General features: G+C 64.8%; 17 protein-coding genes and 2 pseudogenes. 8 read left to right on the top strand and 11 right to left on the bottom strand.

Going from position 1 to position 17,906, the window contains the following annotated elements; all coding sequences use genetic code 11:
• A pseudogene (locus ACHAC9_RS03540) lies at positions 1-508 on the top strand (amino acid ABC transporter permease).
• A 114-nt stretch (positions 509-622) separates the two neighbouring features.
• Positions 623-1,201: pseudogene (locus tag ACHAC9_RS03535) on the top strand (enolase C-terminal domain-like protein); the annotation flags it as partial.
• Between the two features lie 14 nt (positions 1,202-1,215).
• On the opposite strand, the gene ACHAC9_RS03530 reads toward ACHAC9_RS03535, so the two are convergent.
• Together ACHAC9_RS03530 and ACHAC9_RS03525 are read right to left on the bottom strand one after the other, a co-directional pair.
• A complete protein-coding gene (locus tag ACHAC9_RS03530) occupies positions 1,216-2,424 on the bottom strand; it encodes a porin (protein ID WP_435757178.1) in 1,209 nt (402 codons plus the stop codon).
• Between the two features lie 84 nt (positions 2,425-2,508).
• Entirely contained in the window at positions 2,509-4,185 is a 1,677-nt protein-coding gene (locus tag ACHAC9_RS03525; protein ID WP_435757177.1) for an electron transfer flavoprotein-ubiquinone oxidoreductase, read from the bottom strand.
• A 186-nt stretch (positions 4,186-4,371) separates the two neighbouring features.
• Here ACHAC9_RS03525 and ACHAC9_RS03520 point away from each other — a divergent pair, with 186 nt between their 5' ends.
• Together ACHAC9_RS03520 and ACHAC9_RS03515 are read left to right on the top strand one after the other, a co-directional pair.
• The gene (locus ACHAC9_RS03520; protein ID WP_435757175.1) at positions 4,372-5,148 is read left to right on the top strand and encodes an SDR family oxidoreductase; all 777 of its coding nucleotides are present in this window, start codon (positions 4,372-4,374) and stop codon (positions 5,146-5,148) included.
• A 75-nt stretch (positions 5,149-5,223) separates the two neighbouring features.
• Entirely contained in the window at positions 5,224-5,643 is a 420-nt protein-coding gene (locus tag ACHAC9_RS03515; protein WP_435757174.1) for an acyl-CoA thioesterase, read from the top strand.
• 4 nt (positions 5,644-5,647) lie between these two features.
• On the opposite strand, the gene ACHAC9_RS03510 is transcribed toward ACHAC9_RS03515, so the two are convergent.
• On the bottom strand, positions 5,648-6,247 hold the full coding sequence (locus tag ACHAC9_RS03510; protein WP_435757172.1) for a LuxR C-terminal-related transcriptional regulator: 600 nt from the start codon (positions 6,245-6,247) through the stop codon (positions 5,648-5,650).
• Positions 6,248-6,391: 144 nt separating this feature from the next.
• On the opposite strand from ACHAC9_RS03510, the gene ACHAC9_RS03505 reads away from it, so the two are divergent.
• Together ACHAC9_RS03505 and ACHAC9_RS03500 are read left to right on the top strand one after the other, a co-directional pair.
• Complete coding sequence (locus tag ACHAC9_RS03505) at positions 6,392-7,090, top strand: CoA transferase subunit A (RefSeq protein WP_435757170.1); 699 nt, start codon at positions 6,392-6,394, stop codon at positions 7,088-7,090.
• Between the two features lie 28 nt (positions 7,091-7,118).
• Positions 7,119-7,769, top strand: a complete 651-nt coding sequence (locus ACHAC9_RS03500) for a 3-oxoacid CoA-transferase subunit B (protein WP_435757168.1) — start codon at positions 7,119-7,121, stop codon at positions 7,767-7,769.
• A gap of 56 nt (positions 7,770-7,825) precedes the next feature.
• Here ACHAC9_RS03500 and trhA read toward each other — a convergent pair whose 3' ends face one another.
• From trhA to ACHAC9_RS03485, 3 genes are all read right to left on the bottom strand, one after another.
• Positions 7,826-8,443: a PAQR family membrane homeostasis protein TrhA gene (trhA, locus tag ACHAC9_RS03495; RefSeq protein ID WP_435757166.1), complete on the bottom strand. Its 618-nt coding sequence runs from the start codon at positions 8,441-8,443 to the stop codon at positions 7,826-7,828.
• 111 nt (positions 8,444-8,554) lie between these two features.
• Positions 8,555-9,826 (bottom strand): TonB family protein, encoded by a 1,272-nt coding sequence (locus ACHAC9_RS03490; RefSeq protein WP_435757164.1) that lies wholly within the window; start codon positions 9,824-9,826, stop codon positions 8,555-8,557.
• Positions 9,823-10,206 carry a BlaI/MecI/CopY family transcriptional regulator gene (locus ACHAC9_RS03485; protein ID WP_435757163.1) on the bottom strand — a complete coding sequence of 128 codons (384 nt, stop codon included), beginning with the start codon at positions 10,204-10,206 and terminating at the stop codon, positions 9,823-9,825. The genes ACHAC9_RS03490 and ACHAC9_RS03485 overlap by 4 nt, the downstream gene beginning before the upstream one ends.
• Before the next feature lie 130 nt (positions 10,207-10,336).
• On the opposite strand from ACHAC9_RS03485, the gene ACHAC9_RS03480 reads away from it, so the two are divergent.
• Positions 10,337-10,504: a hypothetical protein gene (locus ACHAC9_RS03480; protein WP_435757161.1), complete on the top strand. Its 168-nt coding sequence runs from the start codon at positions 10,337-10,339 to the stop codon at positions 10,502-10,504.
• An 82-nt stretch (positions 10,505-10,586) separates the two neighbouring features.
• Here ACHAC9_RS03480 and ACHAC9_RS03475 read toward each other — a convergent pair whose 3' ends face one another.
• The 3 genes from ACHAC9_RS03475 to ACHAC9_RS03465 form a co-directional block, all read right to left on the bottom strand.
• Positions 10,587-11,039, bottom strand: a complete 453-nt coding sequence (locus ACHAC9_RS03475) for a YciI family protein (protein WP_435757159.1) — start codon at positions 11,037-11,039, stop codon at positions 10,587-10,589.
• A gap of 148 nt (positions 11,040-11,187) precedes the next feature.
• The gene (locus tag ACHAC9_RS03470; protein WP_435757157.1) at positions 11,188-12,489 is read right to left on the bottom strand and encodes a dicarboxylate/amino acid:cation symporter; all 1,302 of its coding nucleotides are present in this window, start codon (positions 12,487-12,489) and stop codon (positions 11,188-11,190) included.
• A 124-nt stretch (positions 12,490-12,613) separates the two neighbouring features.
• Positions 12,614-13,903, bottom strand: a complete 1,290-nt coding sequence (locus ACHAC9_RS03465) for an amidohydrolase family protein (RefSeq protein ID WP_435757155.1) — start codon at positions 13,901-13,903, stop codon at positions 12,614-12,616.
• Between the two features lie 91 nt (positions 13,904-13,994).
• On the opposite strand from ACHAC9_RS03465, the gene ACHAC9_RS03460 reads away from it, so the two are divergent.
• Positions 13,995-15,527, top strand: a complete 1,533-nt coding sequence (locus ACHAC9_RS03460) for a tetratricopeptide repeat protein (RefSeq protein WP_435757153.1) — start codon at positions 13,995-13,997, stop codon at positions 15,525-15,527.
• A gap of 173 nt (positions 15,528-15,700) precedes the next feature.
• Here the strand turns inward: ACHAC9_RS03460 and ACHAC9_RS03455 are convergent, their stop codons facing one another.
• Both ACHAC9_RS03455 and ACHAC9_RS03450 read right to left on the bottom strand, forming a co-directional pair.
• A complete protein-coding gene (locus ACHAC9_RS03455) occupies positions 15,701-17,104 on the bottom strand; it encodes an MFS transporter (protein WP_435757151.1) in 1,404 nt (467 codons plus the stop codon).
• 93 nt (positions 17,105-17,197) lie between these two features.
• Positions 17,198-17,776 (bottom strand): TetR/AcrR family transcriptional regulator, encoded by a 579-nt coding sequence (locus ACHAC9_RS03450; protein ID WP_435757149.1) that lies wholly within the window; start codon positions 17,774-17,776, stop codon positions 17,198-17,200.
• Between the last annotated feature and the right edge of the window lie 130 nt (positions 17,777-17,906).

Genomic DNA, 17,906 nt, shown 5'->3' with positions numbered 1-17,906 from the left:
ATGGCCTTGTTCGACTTGCTGGTCGGGGCCGCGCCGGTCATGCTTGCCGGCGCCGGCTACACGCTGGTCTTCGCGCTGGCATCGATGGTCGGAGGGCTGGCGCTCGGGGTGCCGGTCGCGCTGATGCGCGTCAACCCCTTGCGACTGCTGCGCTGGCCGGCCACGCTGTATGTGAGCGTCATGCGCGGCACACCCTTGCTGGTGCAGATCTTCGTCATTTATTACGGCTTGCCGAGCATCGGCATCGAGTTCACGCCGGTCACGGCCGGGGTGCTGGCGCTTTCCCTTGATCAGCTTGATCAAGGACACCTCGCTGGTCTCGGTAATCACCATGACCGAGCTGATGCTGGCCACGAAAGAAGTCATCGCGACCACCTTCCAGCCGCTGCCGCTGTACCTGGCGGCGGCCGCCATTTACTGGATGCTCAGCCTCGTCTTCGAGCAGCTGCAGCGCCTGGCCGAGCGGCGCCTGAACCGGGCGCATGAGACCGTGCAGCCTGTGCACTAGCCCGGTCTGCACCACGGATACAAAGGACGCATCGATGTTCGAAATCAGCCAGCTTCGCTGCTTCGTGGCGGTGGCCGAGGAACCCACTTCAGCCGCGCCGCCGAGCGCCTGAACATGGAGGCGATCGTCGCCCTGCACGAGCGTTTTCCGCAGGCGCGCTGCACGCTGCACCCGAACGGCGGCTGGCTGCTCAAGGATGCGATCCGCGTCTGCCGCGACCAGCACGGCATCCTGGCCTATGCTGAAGACCCGTGCGGGGCGGAAGACGGCTTCTCGGGTCGCGAAGTGATGGCCGAATTCCGCCGCGCCACGGGACTGCCGACCGCGACCAACATGGTCGCCACCGACTGGCGCCAGATGGCGCACTCGATCCAGCTGCAGTCGGTCGACATCCCGCTGGCGATGTTCACCCACGTCGGCGCCGCGGCGCCAGGCAAGGTGGCTGCGATCGACACCCACTGGATCTGGCAGGATGGCCAGCGTCTTACGAAAGAGCCCTTGAAAATCGAGGGCGGCATGATCCGCGTGTCGGCAAAGCGCGGTCTCGGTATCGAGATCGACATGGTCGAACTCGAGAAGGCGCACCAGGCTTACCGCAACATGGGCTTTGGCGCGCGCGACGACGCGGCGGCGATGCAGTTCCTGGTGCCGGGCTGGAAGTTCGACGCCAAGCGGCCCTGCCTGGTGCGATAAAAGGCGCGGGATTATTAAAAGTGGTGCAGCAGGCCGAGCGAGACGGTGCGCGTCTCGATCCCCGTCTGCGGGAGCGTGGAGCCGGCCTGGAACGGAAGGGCCACGCTATTGAGGATGATGGTCGAGGCGCCGAAGTTGCGCACCGAGCCGGCCCGCGCATACAGGGCGGTGCGGCGTGACAGATCGTAGTCGGCGCCCAGCATCAGGCCCAGTGCCGACGATTCGACCGCGCTGCCCGCGGCACTGCGCGCGCCTTCGGTATCGCGGTGCACCACCGACGCGCGCCACGAAAGGCGGTCCTGCAACAGGATCGCGCCCAGCGTCGTCACCTGCGCTTCGCCGCTGCCTGCCAGCTGCGGCGCAATGCGTGCATACGAGGCCGAGAGCACGAATTTGCCGTTGTCGTAGAGCGCGCCGAATGCCGGAATGTCGGTGCGCACCGATTGCAGAGGCGCGCCGGCGTTGATGGCGACCGGGCTGCTCCATGACTGGGTCAGGCTCGCCGCCAGGTACACACGGCCGTTCGTGAACGAGACCACGCCGCCGCGTGTGCCGAGCTTTGGTTCGCTCGTGCCGTACGGGTTGGTGGCATAGATCGCCTGCGCGGAAAAACCCACCAGGCGCGGCGTGGCATAGGTGACCGACTTCGGCACGCGCACGGGAATCGTGCCGGCGCCGGGACCGAGGTCGGTATTCGCCCCGACGCCGCGCGGGCCCTGCATGGCGCCGCCACCGACCCAGGTGTAGGCCGAATTGGTCTGCACCAGGGCGAAGGCGTCGATGAACAGCGGCAGCATCGCGTTAATCTGGTTACCGAAACGCAGCGTGCCCCAGGTGGTCGAACGCAGGCCGACCCAGGATTCGCGGTTGAACAGGGCGCTTGCCTGTTGGGCGCCGGTATCGGCGTTGATGCCCGCTTCCAGCTTCGCTTCGGCCTTCAGGCCACCGCCCAGGTCCTCGACGGCATACAAGCCCAGCTTCGAGGTATAGGCGCCGCCGCTTTGCTGCTGCCAGCGGCCGACCGCCTTGTCGGTCTTCGTGTGCATCATGCCCAGGTCGACCGTGCCGTAGATGCGCACGCTGTCGCCGCCGGCGCTGTACTCGGGGAGCTGGGCCATGCGGGTCATCAGGTAGGACGGTTGTTGCGTCTGGGCGGAGGCGGCGGACAGCGTGGCGAGGAGGGTGCAGAGGAGAACGGGGCGGAGCAGGGTGGAACGTGACATCGGTGAACTTTGGTGATTGCAATACGGCATTATCCCATATTGGAAATCAATAAAAAAGGGCGCCGGCGGCGCCCATCACATCCATTACATATTCGGGTAGTTCGGCCCGCCGCCACCTTCCGGCGTCACCCACACGATGTTCTGCGTCGGGTCCTTGATATCGCAAGTCTTGCAATGCACGCAGTTCTGCGCATTGATTTGCAGGCGGTCCTGGCCGGCATCGGTCTTCACGTACTCATACACGCCTGCCGGGCAGTAGCGCTGCTCGGGACCCGCGTACGTGGCGAGATTCACGTCCACCGGAATGCCGGCATTCTTCAGGGTCAGGTGTACCGGCTGGTCTTCGGCGTGGTTGGTGTTCGAAATGAACACGGACGACAAACGATCGAAAGTAAGCTTGCCGTCCGGCTTCGGATACACGATCGGCTTGAAGTTCGCGGCCGGCTGCAGCATTTCGTGGTCGGCGTGCTTGTGACGCAGGGTCCACGGCGCCTTGCCCTTGAAGATCATCTGGTCGATGCCGGTCATGACGGTACCGAGATACAGGCCTTTGCTCATCCATGGCTTGAAGTTGCGCGCCGCGTGCAGTTCGGTATACAGCCACGACTTCTCAAAAGCAGCCGGGTAGGCGCTCAGCTCGTCGTGCTGGCGTCCCGCGCCCACGGCTTCGAAGGCCGCTTCGGCGGCCAGCATGCCGGTCTTGATCGCGCCGTGGCTGCCCTTGATGCGGCTGGTGTTCAGGAAGCCGGCGTCGCAGCCGATCAGCGCGCCGCCCGGGAACACGGTTTTCGGCAAGGATTGCAAACCTCCCGCCGTAATGGCGCGCGCGCCGTACGAAATACGCTTGCCGCCTTCGAAGAACTTGCGGATTTCCGGGTGCGTTTTATAGCGCTGGAATTCCTCGTAGGGCGACAGGTAGGGGTTCGCGTAGGCCAGGCCGACCACGAAGCCGACCGCGACCTGGTTGTTCTCCAGGTGGTACAGGAAGGAGCCGCCATAGGTGCTGTTATCGAGCGGCCAGCCGGCGGTGTGGATCACCAGGCCCGGCTTGTGCAGGGCCGGGTCGATTTCCCACAGTTCCTTGATGCCGATGCCGTAGGTCTGCGGGTCCTTGCCCTTGTTCAGGTCATATTTTGCCATCAGCTGCTTGCCGAGGTGGCCGCGCGAGCCTTCGGCGAAGAAGGTGTATTTCGCGTGCAGTTCCATACCGAGCTGGAACGCGTCGGTCGGATTGCCTTCGCGGTCCACACCCATGTTGCCGGTGGCGACACCCTTGACCGAACCATCGGCGTTGTACAGGATTTCGGCGGCCGGGAAGCCCGGGAAGACTTCGACGCCGAGCGCTTCGGCCTGCTGGCCGAGCCAGCGCACCACGTTCGCCAGCGAGATGATGTAGTTGCCGTGATTCGTCAGCATCTTCGGAATCATGAACGAGGGCGTGGCGCGCGCCTTCGTCTCGGTCAGGAACAGGACGCGGTCCTCGGTCACTTCCGTGTTCAAGGGAGCGCCGAGTTCTTTCCAGTTGGGGAAGAGTTCGTTCAGGGCGATCGGATCCATGACAGCGCCCGACAGGATGTGGGCGCCGAGCTCACCGCCTTTCTCGAGCACGCAGACCGACACTTCCTGGCCTTTTTCGGCAGCCAGCTGCTTCAGGCGGATGCTTGCTGCCAGGCCAGCCGGGCCACCGCCGACGACGACAACGTCGTACTCCATCGCTTCGCGCGGGCCGTATTGTTCGAGGATGTTGATAGGCTCTGTCATGGTCTTGGTATGGTTAAAAAAATTTAAGCACGAGTGTGCGGGTTTTTCCGGCCGATTGCAACTTTGCGCGCTATTTTAGGCCCATTTAGCTCGATAATCAGATGTGGGGATCGAATCCCTGCAATCTGTGACATCATTATGCCTTCGACATCATCCGTGCCGGAGCACGACAGGACAGGAGCCAATGTGGGCATCGAAGTGAATTTTGAAGGAAAGATTGCGATGGTCACCGGCGCCTCGAGCGGGCTGGGGGCGCGTTTCGCCAAGGCCCTTGCCGGTGCCGGTGCCCAGGTGGTGCTGGCCTCGCGCCGCACCGAACGCCTGAAGGAGTTGCGGGCCGAGATCGAGGCCGACGGCGGCGCGGCGCACGTGGTCAATCTCGACGTGACCGACCTGGCCAGCATCAAGTCGGCGATTGCCCATGCTGAGACCGAGGCCGGCCCGATCGACATCCTGATCAACAACTCGGGCGTGCAGAGCACGCAGCGCCTGGTGGATGTGACCGAGGACGATTACAACTACATCATGGACACCAATTTGCGCGGCGCGTTTTTCGTGGCGCAGCAGGCCGCCAAGCGCATGATCCAGCGCGCCAAGGGCGACCCGCGCAAGCAGCACCGGATCGTCAACATCGCCTCGGTGGCCGGCCTGCGAGTGCTGCCGCAAATCGGCGTCTACTGCATGAGCAAGGCGGGCGTGGTGCAGATGACGAAGGCGATGGCGGTCGAATGGGGCAAGTACGGCATCAACGTCAATGCCATCTGTCCCGGCTACATCGCCACCGAAATGAACGAGGATTATTTCGGGACCGAACAGGGCAAGAAACTGATCGACCTGCTGCCGCGCAAGCGTCCCGGCAAGCCGGAAGACCTGGACGGCTTGTTGTTGCTGCTCGCGGCCGAGGAAGCGCATTTCATCAATGGCGCGATCATCACGGCCGATGACGGGATGACGGCGCAGTAGTCGAGCGAGGTCGTAGAATGGCGAAGGTGGCGCCTCTTGCGGCGCCATTTTTATTTAACCGGATCGAATACAAGCATGAGCCACAAAAAATTGGTACACACGATGCGCATGGACGTGCGCTGGGGCGACATGGACGCGATGGGCCACGTCAACAACACTGTCTATTTCCGCTACATCGAAACGGCGCGCATCGCCTGGCTCGAGCAGATCGGCGCCTTGCCAGATCCGACCGGCACCGGGCCGGTGCTGATCAGTGCGCAGTGCACCTTCCTCAAGCAGCTGAAATATCCGGCCCAGATCGAGGTAGCCTCGTATGTCGGGCCCCCGGGGCGCTCGAGCTTCGAACTGACCCACGTGATCCGGCTGGTAGGCGCCGACGGGCAGGCCGGGGCCTTGCATGCCGAGGGCATGGCGAAGGTCGTCTGGGTCGATTTTGGGGCGGAGAAGTCGGTGCCCTTGCCGGAAGAGGTGCGCGGGTTGTTGGCGACGGAGTAACGCCCTAGCGCGCCACGCCCACCAGCTTGTGCACCAGTTCCGACGACGTCGACGCCGAAAACTTGCGCATCAACTTGGCCCGGTGCATCTCGACCGTGCGCGGACTCAGATCCGTCTCGCGCGCGATCACCTTGCTGGTCTTGCCTTCCACCAGCAGCGCCGCTATTTCGCGTTCGCGCGGGGTCAGCTCGGCCGTCACCGGGCGCTTTTCGCTCACGTCCTCGAAGGTCCAGACGCCCGCCCCGAGTGGCTCGGCGGCATTGAGTGAGCGGCCGGTCACATGGCACCAGAACAGCTCGCCATCGCCGCGGCGCATGATGCGTTCGTCCGAATAGCGCCCTTTGGCGTTCATGATCGGCACGATGCGGTCGCCCGTGCGCAGGAATTCGTCCATCGTCGGGTACAGCACGGCGAAGGACTGGCCGTCCAGCATGCCCCGGTCGTAGCCGAACATCGCGGCCAGCGCGAGGTTCGACGACTGGATCACGCGGTTGCTGGAGATGCACATGCCGACCGGCGCATGCTGGAAAATCATCTCGTAATCGATGGCGTATGATGGATTCACGTGGGTCGGGTCTTGTTGCTGTTGCTGGGGCGGGGCCATGGCCGGTAGTTCTACGGTATTGTGCTTTGAACCGGCCTATTTTATGCTGGGATTCTACTCTGCGGTACATAAAGGAATCCTGGACGGACATCGTACGGAGATTCCAAATCGGGCTGTTAGGCTCATTTCATAAAAGGGACGGGTATGAACAAAGTGTATCCTGACGCGGCATCGGCGCTGGCCGGTGTCGTGCAAGACGGCCAGACGATCGCCGTCGGCGGCTTCGGCCTGTGCGGCATTCCGGAAGCGCTGATCGAAGCGCTGCGCGACTCGGGCGTCAAGGGCTTGACCGCCATCTCCAACAACGCCGGCGTCGACGGCTTTGGCCTGGGCCAGTTGCTGGAAACACGCCAGATCAAGAAGATGATCGCGTCCTACGTCGGCGAGAACAAGGAATTCGCACGCCAGTTCCTGGCAGGCGAACTCGAACTCGAATTCACGCCCCAGGGCACGCTGGCCGAAAAACTGCGCTGCGGCGGCGCCGGCATCCCGGCCTTCTTCACCAAGACCGGCTACGGCACCATCGTTGCCGACGGCAAGGAAACGCGTGAATTCGACGGCGAACACTATGTGATGGAAATGGCCCTGCTGCCGGACGTCTCGCTCGTCAAAGCCTGGAAGGCCGACAAGGCCGGCAACCTGGTGTTCCGCAAGACCGCCCGCAATTTCAATCCGAACGTCGCCACTGCCGGCAAGGTCTGCATCGTCGAAGTCGAAGAGCTGGTCGAGATCGGCGAGATCGATCCGGACCAGGTGCATACCGCCAGCATCTTCGTGCACCGCATCGTCCACAATCCGTCGCCGGAAAAGCGGATTGAACAGCGGACCGTACGCGCAGGCTAAACGAATTCAACCCCTTCGGAGACAGAACATGGCATGGACTCGTGATGAAATGGCCGCGCGCGCGGCGAAAGAGCTGCAGGACGGCTTCTATGTGAACCTGGGCATCGGGCTGCCGACCCTGGTCGCCAACTATGTGCCGCAAGACATCGAAGTCTTCCTGCAATCGGAAAACGGTTTGCTCGGCATCGGCCCGTTCCCGACCGACGACGCGGTCGACGCCGACCTGATCAACGCCGGCAAGCAGACCGTGACGGCGCTCCCGGGCGCCGCCTACTTCAGCTCGGCTGATTCCTTCGGCATGATCCGCGGCGGCAAGATCAACCTCGCCATCCTGGGCGCGATGCAGGTGTCCGAGCGCGGCGACCTGGCCAACTGGATGATCCCGGGCAAGATGGTGAAGGGCATGGGCGGTGCGATGGACCTGGTCGCCGGCGTCAAGCGCGTGGTCGTGGTGATGGAACATGTCGCCACCGCCAAGGATGGCGCGACCAGCCACAAGATCCTCAAGAAATGCGACCTGCCGCTGACCGGTGTCGGCGTGGTGGACCGCATCATTACCGATCTCGGTGTGATCGACATCACGGACAACGGCTTGAAGCTGGTCGAACTGGCGCCGGGCGTGACGAAGGAACAGCTTGTGGAAGCAACGGCTGCCGAGCTGGACGTATCAAGCGTCTGAGCTTTTAGTGTATGCGGGAAGAAAACGGGGAGCGGCGCAGGTCGCTCCCCGTTTTTTTATAACACGTAGAAATAGATCGTGATGTAGTGCGCTGCGCTGCCCGCCAGCACGAACAGATGCCAGATGCCATGCGCATGGCGCAGCCTGGCATCGAGCAAGTAGAACGCGATTCCCGCTGTGTAGGCGATGCCTCCCCCCAGCAGCCAGGCGAAGCCGGCCGTCCCCAAGCCGTCCTGCAGCGGCCCCAGCATGCTCGCCGCCGACCAGCCCATCGCCAGATAGACCAGCATCGACAGCACGCGCGCGCCCTTGCGCGGCCGGGTTTCCTGGACGATACCGAGAATCGCCAGTCCCCACACGACGCCGAGCAGGATCCAGCCGCCGCTGCCCGTCAACATCAGCATGCAGAAAGGCGTATAGCTGCCTGCGATCAGGAGGTAAATGCTGAGGTGGTCCAGACGCTGGAGCAAGGTCTTGCGTGCGCCGCTGGTGCCGTGGTAGGCGCTCGAGCAGGCATACATCAGGACCAGCGAGAGGGCGTACACGGCCGTGCTGACGAGGCCAAGCTGCCCGTTCGCCTCGAACGCGCGCGCCAGCAGCGGGATGCTGGCGCCGAAGGCAAGCAGCGCCCCGCCCAGATGTGTGACGGTGTTGAGCTTTTCGCCGTATTGCATCGCGTCCTCCGATGAACAGTCGGCGACATCTGGCTGTCGCTGGTCTTTATTCTAGCGCGGACGCGTTTTCACGCACTGTTGCAGGAGGGAGCGCGTGCGGCTGGGGCTCCGTCAGCTCATCGACCAGACATACTGGACCGGCACCCAGGAACGCACCGGCTTGCCGCCCGCAGTCCCCGGCGTGAAGCGGCATTTGGCGATGGCGACCCGCGCCGCTTCGTCGAGCAGGGCGTCGCCGCTCGACTTTGCAACGGCGGCTTCGGCGACGCTGCCGTCGGTATCGATCAGGAAGCGCAGCGTTACCGTACCCTCTGCGCGGCGCGCCAGCGACGCTTGCGGGTACTCAGGCTTGGCGCAGGAATTAAATTTGGCAATTGGCTTGGTGGTGACGGCGTCATGCTCGAGCGCGCTACTGCCGGGTGTCGTCCCGGCGCAGCCGGCAAGGACGGCGACCGCCATGGCCAGGACCGGAAGCGCGGCTTTCCAGTTCGATGTTTGCGTGTCGGGACGAACCAATCGTTTGATGCGTGACATAAGATCTCCTCCGTTGGCCGCCTGGGCCAGGTGGTAAGTTGAGAACTGGAGACGTTCCAGCTCGGAAAGCGCAAGGGCCAGGCGCCGCGGTTCGCCTAGTTGCCTAGCCGCGATATCGTCCGCGATCAGTTCGCGCTCGACACGAATGCGGTGCGAGAGCCACCAGACCACGGGGTGGTAAAACAAGATGGTTTCAATCACGCTCTGCGCCAGGTTGACCAGGTAGTCATGGCGGCGCACATGGGCCAGTTCGTGGGCCAGCAGGGCTTCGAGCAACTGCGGCGGCATGCCTGCCACCAGGGAAGCCGGCACCAGCACGACCGGACGCCACCAGCCGGCGGTGACGGGACTGGCCAGCACATCGACCACGCGTAGGCGCACTTCACGCGTAATCCTGAACTGCGCTGCCATCGTTGTCAGGCGCTCATTCCAGTGAGCGTCGGTGCGGTGCGTACGCGCCTGGTGTCCGACCCAGACCAGGCCCAGTGCCATGCGCAAACCGAGTGCGCCGGCGCAGGCCGCCCAACCCACGACCACCCAGGCCAGGTGGGCTTGGAGGAAGGCTTGCCAGCCGTCGCTCCCGGCGCCGCCCGCGCCCGCCAGCATCTGCACCAGCACGGGCGTGCCGCTCGCGCTTGCCGTGCCGCCGTACAGGCGCGCGACTAATTGGACCACCGGCCAGAGCAGGCACAGCAGCAGACCAACGCAGGCGGTGGTGTAGCGCGTTTGCGGACGCGCCTTGCGCAACCCGACCAAGGCAACCGAGGTCTCGAGGCCAACGAGCGCTGCCTGCCAGACGGAATCGAGCAGCGTGGCGCCGACATGGCCGATCAGGTCGTGGCCGGTCATTGCTCGTCCTCCTTCAGCAGCTGTTCGATCTCGGCGCGTTCTTTCTTGGAGATGCCGCTTTTCAGGGCCGCCAGCACCAGCGCCTTGGCCGAGCCGGCGAAGGCCTTCTGCACCAGGTCCTTCAGCAAGTTCGTCTGCAGCGACGCCTGGGCCTGGGCCGGCGCGTAGACGTGCGAGCGTTCGCTCTCGTCGCGCGTCAACAAACCCTTGGTGTGCATGATCTGCATCAGGCGCAGCACGGTGGCGTAGGTAACGTCGGGACGGGTTTTCTGCATGGCCTCGTGCACCTGGCGCGCTGTGGCCGCGCCGAGCGGCCACAGGGTCTGCAGCAGGTCGAGTTCGGCCGCGGTGGGCTTCGGGAGTTCTGGTGGCGTGGCCATGTCGGTGCTTTCGAAATGCAGGGTAGATGGACCTAGATTATCTTGTCTAGAAAAGAATGTCTAGATGATTTTTCACCCGTGGCACGACCGGCAGAAATAAATAGACAATTTTGTCTATTGGAGCTTATGCATGGCGTTCAAGAACATCGACAGGAGACTTCATGCTTTGCTGGCCGAGCAGGGAATTGCGCTCGAGGACCTGGAAACGCGCGACGTGCAGCGCGAGCGCGGCGAGCCGGCTGCTGCGGGCGGACTTCAGCTACGCACGCGTCAAGGCGTCGAACGTCGAGGCGCGTAATGTTCTGTCGGTCGACGCGTTGAAACTGGTGCAGCCGGTGGACGTGGTGTTCCGGCTGGAGTGAAGCCCCAGGCTGCAGGGCCTATTTTTTCTCGATCTTGCCATGCACCTCGTTCACCATCATCAGCGCCGCCGAGCCATAGAACTTGTGGTACTCGGCCACCATTTCGCCGTTGACGATGACTGGGTCAGTGGCAACCCAGGACTTCGCCGCCTCGATATCGGGCGTATTGAAGACGAAGATGCCGCGCCGGCCTTCCTTGCCGTCGAGCGGGCCGGCCAGCACCAGCTTCTTTTCGCCGGCGAGTTTGCCGATGTTGGCGAAGTGGCCCTTGAACATGTTGGTGCGCGCTTCTCCATCGGCCATCTTGTTCGGGCCGGTCTTCAGGATCACCAGCACGTAGGCACGCATGCCGCGCTCGTCGGCGCCCAGCGATTTTGCGAGTTCGGCGTCGTAGACCGGTTCGGCCGGGGCGGCGAAGGCGGCGAAGGGCAGGGCGAGCAGGGTGGCGAGGGCAAGGGCGTGCAGGCGCATCGTGGGTCTCCGTTTTGGTTGTCGCCGGGAGCCTAGCACGGGCTTATGCGAGCGGCAACGGATATGCTTGGCGGCCGGGCACGCCATTCCCTTCGGCCATAAAAAAACCGCGCCGAAGCGCGGTCTTCCATAAGGACGCACTATGCAATCACGCCGCTTCGCGCACCGGCTGCATCGCCTTCGGGTCGACGTCCACATACGTCCCCGACAGCACCGCGTTCATGCGATCCTTGTCCAGCTCATTCTCCCACTTCGACACCACCACCGAGGCCACGCCGTTGCCGATGAAATTGGTCAGGGCGCGGCATTCGCTCATGAAGCGGTCGATGCCGAGGATCAGGGCCATGCCGGCCACCGGAATGGTCGGCACCACGGCCAGCGTCGCCGCCAGGGTGATGAAGCCGGCGCCCGTGATGCCCGAGGCGCCTTTCGAGGTCAGCATCGCCACCGCGAGGATGGTCAGTTCCTGCATCAGCGTCAGTTCGGTGTTGGTCGCCTGGGCCACGAACAGGGCGGCCATCGTCATGTAGATGTTGGTGCCGTCAAGATTAAACGAGTAGCCGGTCGGGACCACCAGGCCGACGACGGACTTCGAGCAGCCGAGGTGTTCCAGTTTGCGCATCAGGGCCGGCAGGGCGCTTTCCGACGAGCTGGTGCCGAGCACGATCAGCAGTTCTTCCTTGATGTAGCCGATGAACTTGAAGATCGAGAAGCCGGTCATGCGGGCGATGGTGCCGAGCACGACGACGACGAACAGGGCGCAGGTCAGGTAGAACGAGCCCATGAGCTTTGCCAGCGGCACCAGCGAATCGAGGCCGTATTTGCCGATCGTGAAGGCCATGGCACCGAAGGCGCCGATGGGAGCGAGCTTCATCACGATGTTCACGACGCCAAAGATCACGTGCGAGAAGTCTTCGATGATGCGCGTCGTGGCGCGGCCACGCTCGCCGAGCATCGACAGCGCCACGCCGAACAGGATCGCGATCAGCAGGACCTGCAGGATGTCGCCCTTGGCGAAGGCATCGATGAAGGTGTTCGGGATGATGTTCATCAGGAAGTCGACCGTCGACTGCGACTTCGCCTTGTCGGTGTACTGGGCGATCGCGCTCGAATCGAGGGTGGCGGGGTCGATGTTGAAGCCGGCGCCCGGTTTCGCGACGTTGGCCACGACCAGGCCGATGACGAGGGCGAAGGTCGACACGACTTCGAAGTAGAGCAGCGCCTTGCCGCCGACGCGGCCGACCTTCTTCATGTCCTGCATGCCGGCGATACCGGCGACGACGGTACAAAAGATGACGGGGGCGATGATCATCTTGATCAACTTGATGAAGCCGTCTCCCAGGGGCTTCATCTTGGTGCCGAGCTCGGGATACAACACACCGAGCAGGACGCCCATCACGATGGCGAACAGCACCTGCACGTACAGGATTTTATAGAACGGCTTTTTCATGACAACTCTTCACGAGAGGTTGATGGTGTCGCCATGATCACGAATTCTCACTTCAGCCGCTATTGTGGATATCCCCAACGCGGTGAATGACCGTCATTCCGGGGCCTGATGTCGGGACGAAGGTTCATGGCCGGCGATACACTTTCCCACCCTTCATCACAAAACCAACCTTGCGCAGCGCCGCGATGTCGGCCGTCGGATCACCCTCGACCGCCACCACATCGGCCAGCGCCCCCGGCGCCAGCTGCCCCAGCTCCTTGCCCTTGCCGAGGATGGCGGCCGCCACCACGGTCGCCGCGCGCAGGGCTTCGGTGGGCGTCATCCCCAGCCGCACCATCCATTCCAGCTCGCGCACATTGGTCCCGTGGGTGAAGACGCCCACATCGCTGCCGTTGCCGATCACGACACCGACCTTGCGCGCGAGCTGGAAGGCGCGCGCCGCCTCCTGCATGCCTGGGGTGGGCGCGCCGCCGCGCACGTGCTTCTGGAAGTATTCGCCGATCGCCTCCGGCGCGGTGAGGGTCGGCACGTAGGCGGTACCGTGCTCCTTCATCAGGCGCAAGGTGGCCTCGGTGGCGCCATAGCCATGCTCGATCGTATCGGCGCCGGCCAGCACCGCCATGCGGATCGCCGCGTCGGTGCTCGCGTGCACCGCAACCTTGCGTCCGGTGACGTGGCTTGCCGCCACCATCGCCTTCATCTCGTCCAGCGTGAAGGTCGGGCGGCTGCTGCCGTCGATACCGGTGCGGTAGTCGGCATAGATCTTGATCCAGTCGGCGCCGCGCGCGCTCTGTTCGCGCACCGCTTTCGTGACTTCGTCGATGCCCGATGCCGGCTGGGCGCCGTACGCAATCTCCATGTCGGGCCGGTAGCTGCGTTCTGCCGGGCCGTAGCTGAAGCTGGCGACGATCGCTTTCGTCGCGATCAAGAGGCGCGGACCCGGCACGACACCCTGTTCGATGGCGCGCTTGATGCCGACGTCGGCATAGTTCGCGCCTTCCGTGCCGAGGTCGCGCAGGGTCGTGAAGCCCGCCTGCAGCGTGTCGGCCGCGTGCTTGCCGGCCAGGAGGGTGCGGTACTCGACCTGCTCCTTGATCACCTGGTCGTCCCAGGTGGTCTCGTTATACGGATGCAGCAGCACATGCGAATGCAGGTCGATCAGGCCCGGGATCAGGGTCTGGCCGGGTAATGCAATGCGCTCGGCATCCGGCGGCGCCTTGATGGACGCGCCCGAGCCGACTTCCTTGACGCGCCCATCGACCACCAGCACGGCCCAGCCGGCATGCGGCTTGCCCTCGCCGGTCCAGACGCGGTCGGCGGAAAGCAGCAGGCTGCGCGATTCGAAGGCCTGCGCGCAGGCGCTTGCCAACAAGGTGAGTGTGGTCAGCGCGATCTTCCTGGTCCAGGTCCGCATGGCGTTCTTCGTCAAGTTGTGAAGCTGCCATCATAGCGGAGCCGGTGGGGCCTGCGGTATGCTGGCGGCCATATTTACCGAACGAGGGCATATGGGTCAGGCAGATGCGCGCGTCAGAGCGCTGTTGAAGGAAGCGGTCGCGCTGCACCAGGCAGGCAAGCTCATTGATGCGCAGGCGCGCTACCGCGACGTGCTGGCCATCGAACCGCGCCAGTTCGACGCGTTGCACCTGCTCGGCGTGGTCGCGCGCCAGCAGGGCGAGGCCCAGGAAGCGGTAACGCTCATCTCGCAGGCAATCGGGATCAGCCCGGCGCAGGCAACGGCCCACTGCAACCTGGGCGCCGCGCTGCAGGACCTTGGTCAGAGCCAGGAGGCGCTCGCCAGCTACGACACGGCGCTGCGCCTGAACCGCGATTACGCCCTCGCCTGGAGCAATCGCGGCAACGCGCTGCGCACACTCGGCCGCCCTGTTGACGCGCTCGACAGCTACGAACGCGCGCTGGCGCTGCGTCCGAACTACCCGGAAGCCTGGTGCAACAGGGCGATTGCGCTGCTCGATCTTGGCGAAGCTGAAGGGGCGCTGGCCAGCAGCAAGCGGGCGCTTGCTGAAAAGCTGCCGTATCCGGAAGCGGCCTGCGTACGCGCGAACGCCCTGTTCCAGTTGCGCGAGTTCGAGGCGGCCTTGCACGCCTATGACGAGGCGATCGCTCTGGATGGACACGCGCCCGAAGCGCACACGGGGCGCGGCCTGACCCTGCTGAAACTCGGGCGTCCACACGACGCATTGACCTGTTTCGACACTGCGCTCGCGCTGCGCCCAGCCCACCCGCAAAGCCACCGGCAACGTGGCGACGCGCTGCTGGCCCTCGGCCGGCGCGAGGACGCCATCGCGGCCTACGAAGCTGCGCGCAGCTTGGCCGTGGAAGCTGGCCTGGACGCCAGCCAGATCGACTTCGCGCTGGCCGCGCTGGGCATCGGTACGCCTCCCGAGCGGGCGCCCGCGGCCTACGTCAAAGCCCTGTTCGACCAGTACGCCGGCCACTTCGACCGCCACCTGACGGGCGTGCTGGGCTACGGCACGCCGTCGCTGATCCACGCGGCCCTCCAGCGCCACGTCGAGCGCACCGGTCTGGCAACCGTGGACCTGGGCTGCGGCACCGGCCTGTGCGCGCCTTTCCTGCGCCCGTTGTCGTGCAGCCTGGCCGGGGTCGACCTGTCGGAAAAGATGCTGGCGCAGGCGCGAGCCATCAAGCAGTACGACGAACTCGTGTGCGCTGACATCGGATCCTGGCTCGCCGGACAAGCCCGGACCTTCGACCTGGCCGTGGCCGCGGACGTGCTGGTCTATTTCGGCGACCTGGACGCCTTGTTCGCGCAGGTGCGGGCCGCCTTGCACCCTGGCGGCTGGTTCTGCTTCTCGACCGAAGCGGGCGAGGCGGGCGCGGGGTGCGCGGGCTTCGACTACGGGCTGCTGCCCTCGAACCGCTATGCGCACTCGCTGGCCTACCTGCAGCGCCTGGCCCTCGAACACGGCTTCGCGCTGGTCGAGGCCGAACCGGCGGTCGTGCGCAGCGAGAACGGTATCGGCGTCGACGGCCACCTGTTGCTGCTGCGCGCGGCCTGAGACGCCTGGCTGCATTCGAACCGAACCCCTGAAACGCTTTGTCATCCAATCCTGACGGCCTGTCGCTCAGCGACGGGGTCGTCTACCGCATCAGCCGCGCGACCGCCCCGGCAAGACCGGAACAATGACAACATCGGTCCCGGGGCGCATGCTTGTGCCCGGACTGTAGCTGACTACTTCGCCACGGGACGCGTCTTCACGGCCAGGCACAGCGCTGCGGTCAGCAGCCCCAGCGCCACGTGCATGCCATACAGCGGCACGAAATCGGCGCGCGTCACGCTCGCGTGCCCGACCAGCAGCACCGCAAGCGCCACCCCCAGCACGGCGCCGAGCTGGCGCGTCGCCTGGTTCACCGCGCTGCCGACCCCATACTGGGCCGCCGGCAAGCCCGCAACCGCCGCGCCGGACAGCGAGGGCAGCACCATGCCCACGCCAATCCCGGAGAGGAACAGGCCGGGCAGCCACTGCGCCGCATACGCCGGTTCGGTCCCCGGCACCAGGAGCAGCCACAATCCGCTGGCCGCATACACGAGCGAGCCGATGACGAGGATCGGCCGGTGCCCGAGGCGCGCGGCGATGCGCCCGGCGACGATCGCGGTCGGCACCACCATCAGGGGACCCGGCGTCACCGCCAGGCCCGCCAGCGGCAAGCTGAAATGCCAGATCCGGGTCATGTAGACGAAGAAGGCGAAGAACATCATCGCGAACGCGGTGCCGAAGGCAAGCGTCGCCAGGTTGACCGCGCTATAGCTGCGGTTGGCGAACAGGGCCAGGTCCACCAGCGGTGCCGCGGCAGTACGCGCCCAGGCGACAAAGGCGCCGAAAGCAAGCACGCTGGTTGCCGCCAGCGCACCGAGTTCGAAGCGGCTCCACTGCGGCGAATCGAGCTGGGTAATCGCCATGGCCAGTGCACCGACGGCGACAATGAGCAGCAGCATGCCGACCAGGTCGATGCGGGCCGCCTTGCCCGTCGTTTGTGCTTCGCGCAGGCGCAGCGCGCCGAACCAGAGCGACACTGCCCCCAGCGGCAGGTTGATGTAGAAGGCCCAGGGCCAGCCCAGGTGCTCGACGATGCTGCTGCCCAGGCTCGGCCCAATGGCGGCGGCGAGTCCCCCGACCGCGCCCCACAGGCTCACCGCCACCGTGCGCTTCTCTTTCGGGAAGGCGTCCAGGATGATCGACAGCGAGGCGGGCGTGAGCAGCGCCGCGCCGAGTGCCTGCACCACGCGCGCGGCGATCAGCCAGGCCACGCTGTCGGCCATGCCGCAGGCCGCCGACGCCGCCAGGAACAGCGCCACGCCAAACAGGAACACGCGTTTGCGGCCGTGGGCGTCGGCCAGTCCGCCGGCGGGAATGAGCATCGTCGCGTAGACGACGGTGTAGGCGTTCAGCACCCAGGACAGGTCGGCGGGCGTGGCTGCCGGAAAGCCCGCCTGCAGGGCGCCGAAGGCCGCGAACAGGACGGTGCTGTCGATCGAGACCAGGAAGACGGCGATGCAGGCGATCCAGAACGTGGGCCAGGGCGAGGCCGCGGCCTGCGGCGCGGCGGAGGTGGAGACGGTAGCGGGAGTGGTCATGGCGGTTCCATTCAGGTTGCGCTGCGTTTTTGTATATGATCACCGTCATATTGTGGTGTCAAAAAAAGGCCGCGCTTGTGCGCGGCCGGCGATTCAGGCGTCGTACTGGTCGATCAGCGCGGCACGGGTGGCCGGCAGCATTGCGCGGCCTTCGTCGCCGAGTGCGCGCGCCAGTTGCAGGGCGCCGACCATGCCGGCAGCCAGGGCAAAGGCGCGTTCGCGCGGCGCGTCCGGCGGCAGGCTCGAGCGCACCCGCTCGACCAGGCCGCTGACCCGTTTGCGCGACACCGCCAACAGTTCATCCGACTGGCGCGGCATTTCGGAACCGAGCGCGGCGACCGGGCAGCCACGCTCGCAACTGGCGACGTGTTCGTCCCCCAGGTAGGCCTCGATCAGCGCGCGTACCGGACTGGCGCCGGCTTCCTGCAAGGCCTCCATGCGGCGCGACAGGATCCTGACGCTATCAAGTGCCGCGTGCTCGATGGCCGCGACGAGCAGGGCGTCGCGCGACTGGAAGTGGGCATAGAAGCCGCCATGGGTCATGCCCGCTTCCTTCATGACGTCCGCCACGCCGACGCCGGCATAGCCCTGGCGGCGAACGGCGCGCGCGGCGGCATCGAGGATGCGTGCGTGCGATTGATCGCGGCGGCTTTGTTTGGTGTCGGCGTTCATGATGAAACTTGCAAATATGATGACCTTAATATTATGACCGTCATATTTTCGCGTCAAGTTCTTTCTAAGAGCTTGCGCCGGACCGCACTTGGATGTAAGGTATACCTTACATTATGTAATGTGTACCTTA

Source organism: Massilia sp. CMS3.1 (genome assembly GCF_051262535.1).
Lineage (GTDB): Bacteria > Pseudomonadota > Gammaproteobacteria > Burkholderiales > Burkholderiaceae_D > Telluria.
The sequence above is the reverse complement of the archived record's forward strand: the minus strand, read 5'-3'. Positions and strand labels throughout refer to the sequence as shown.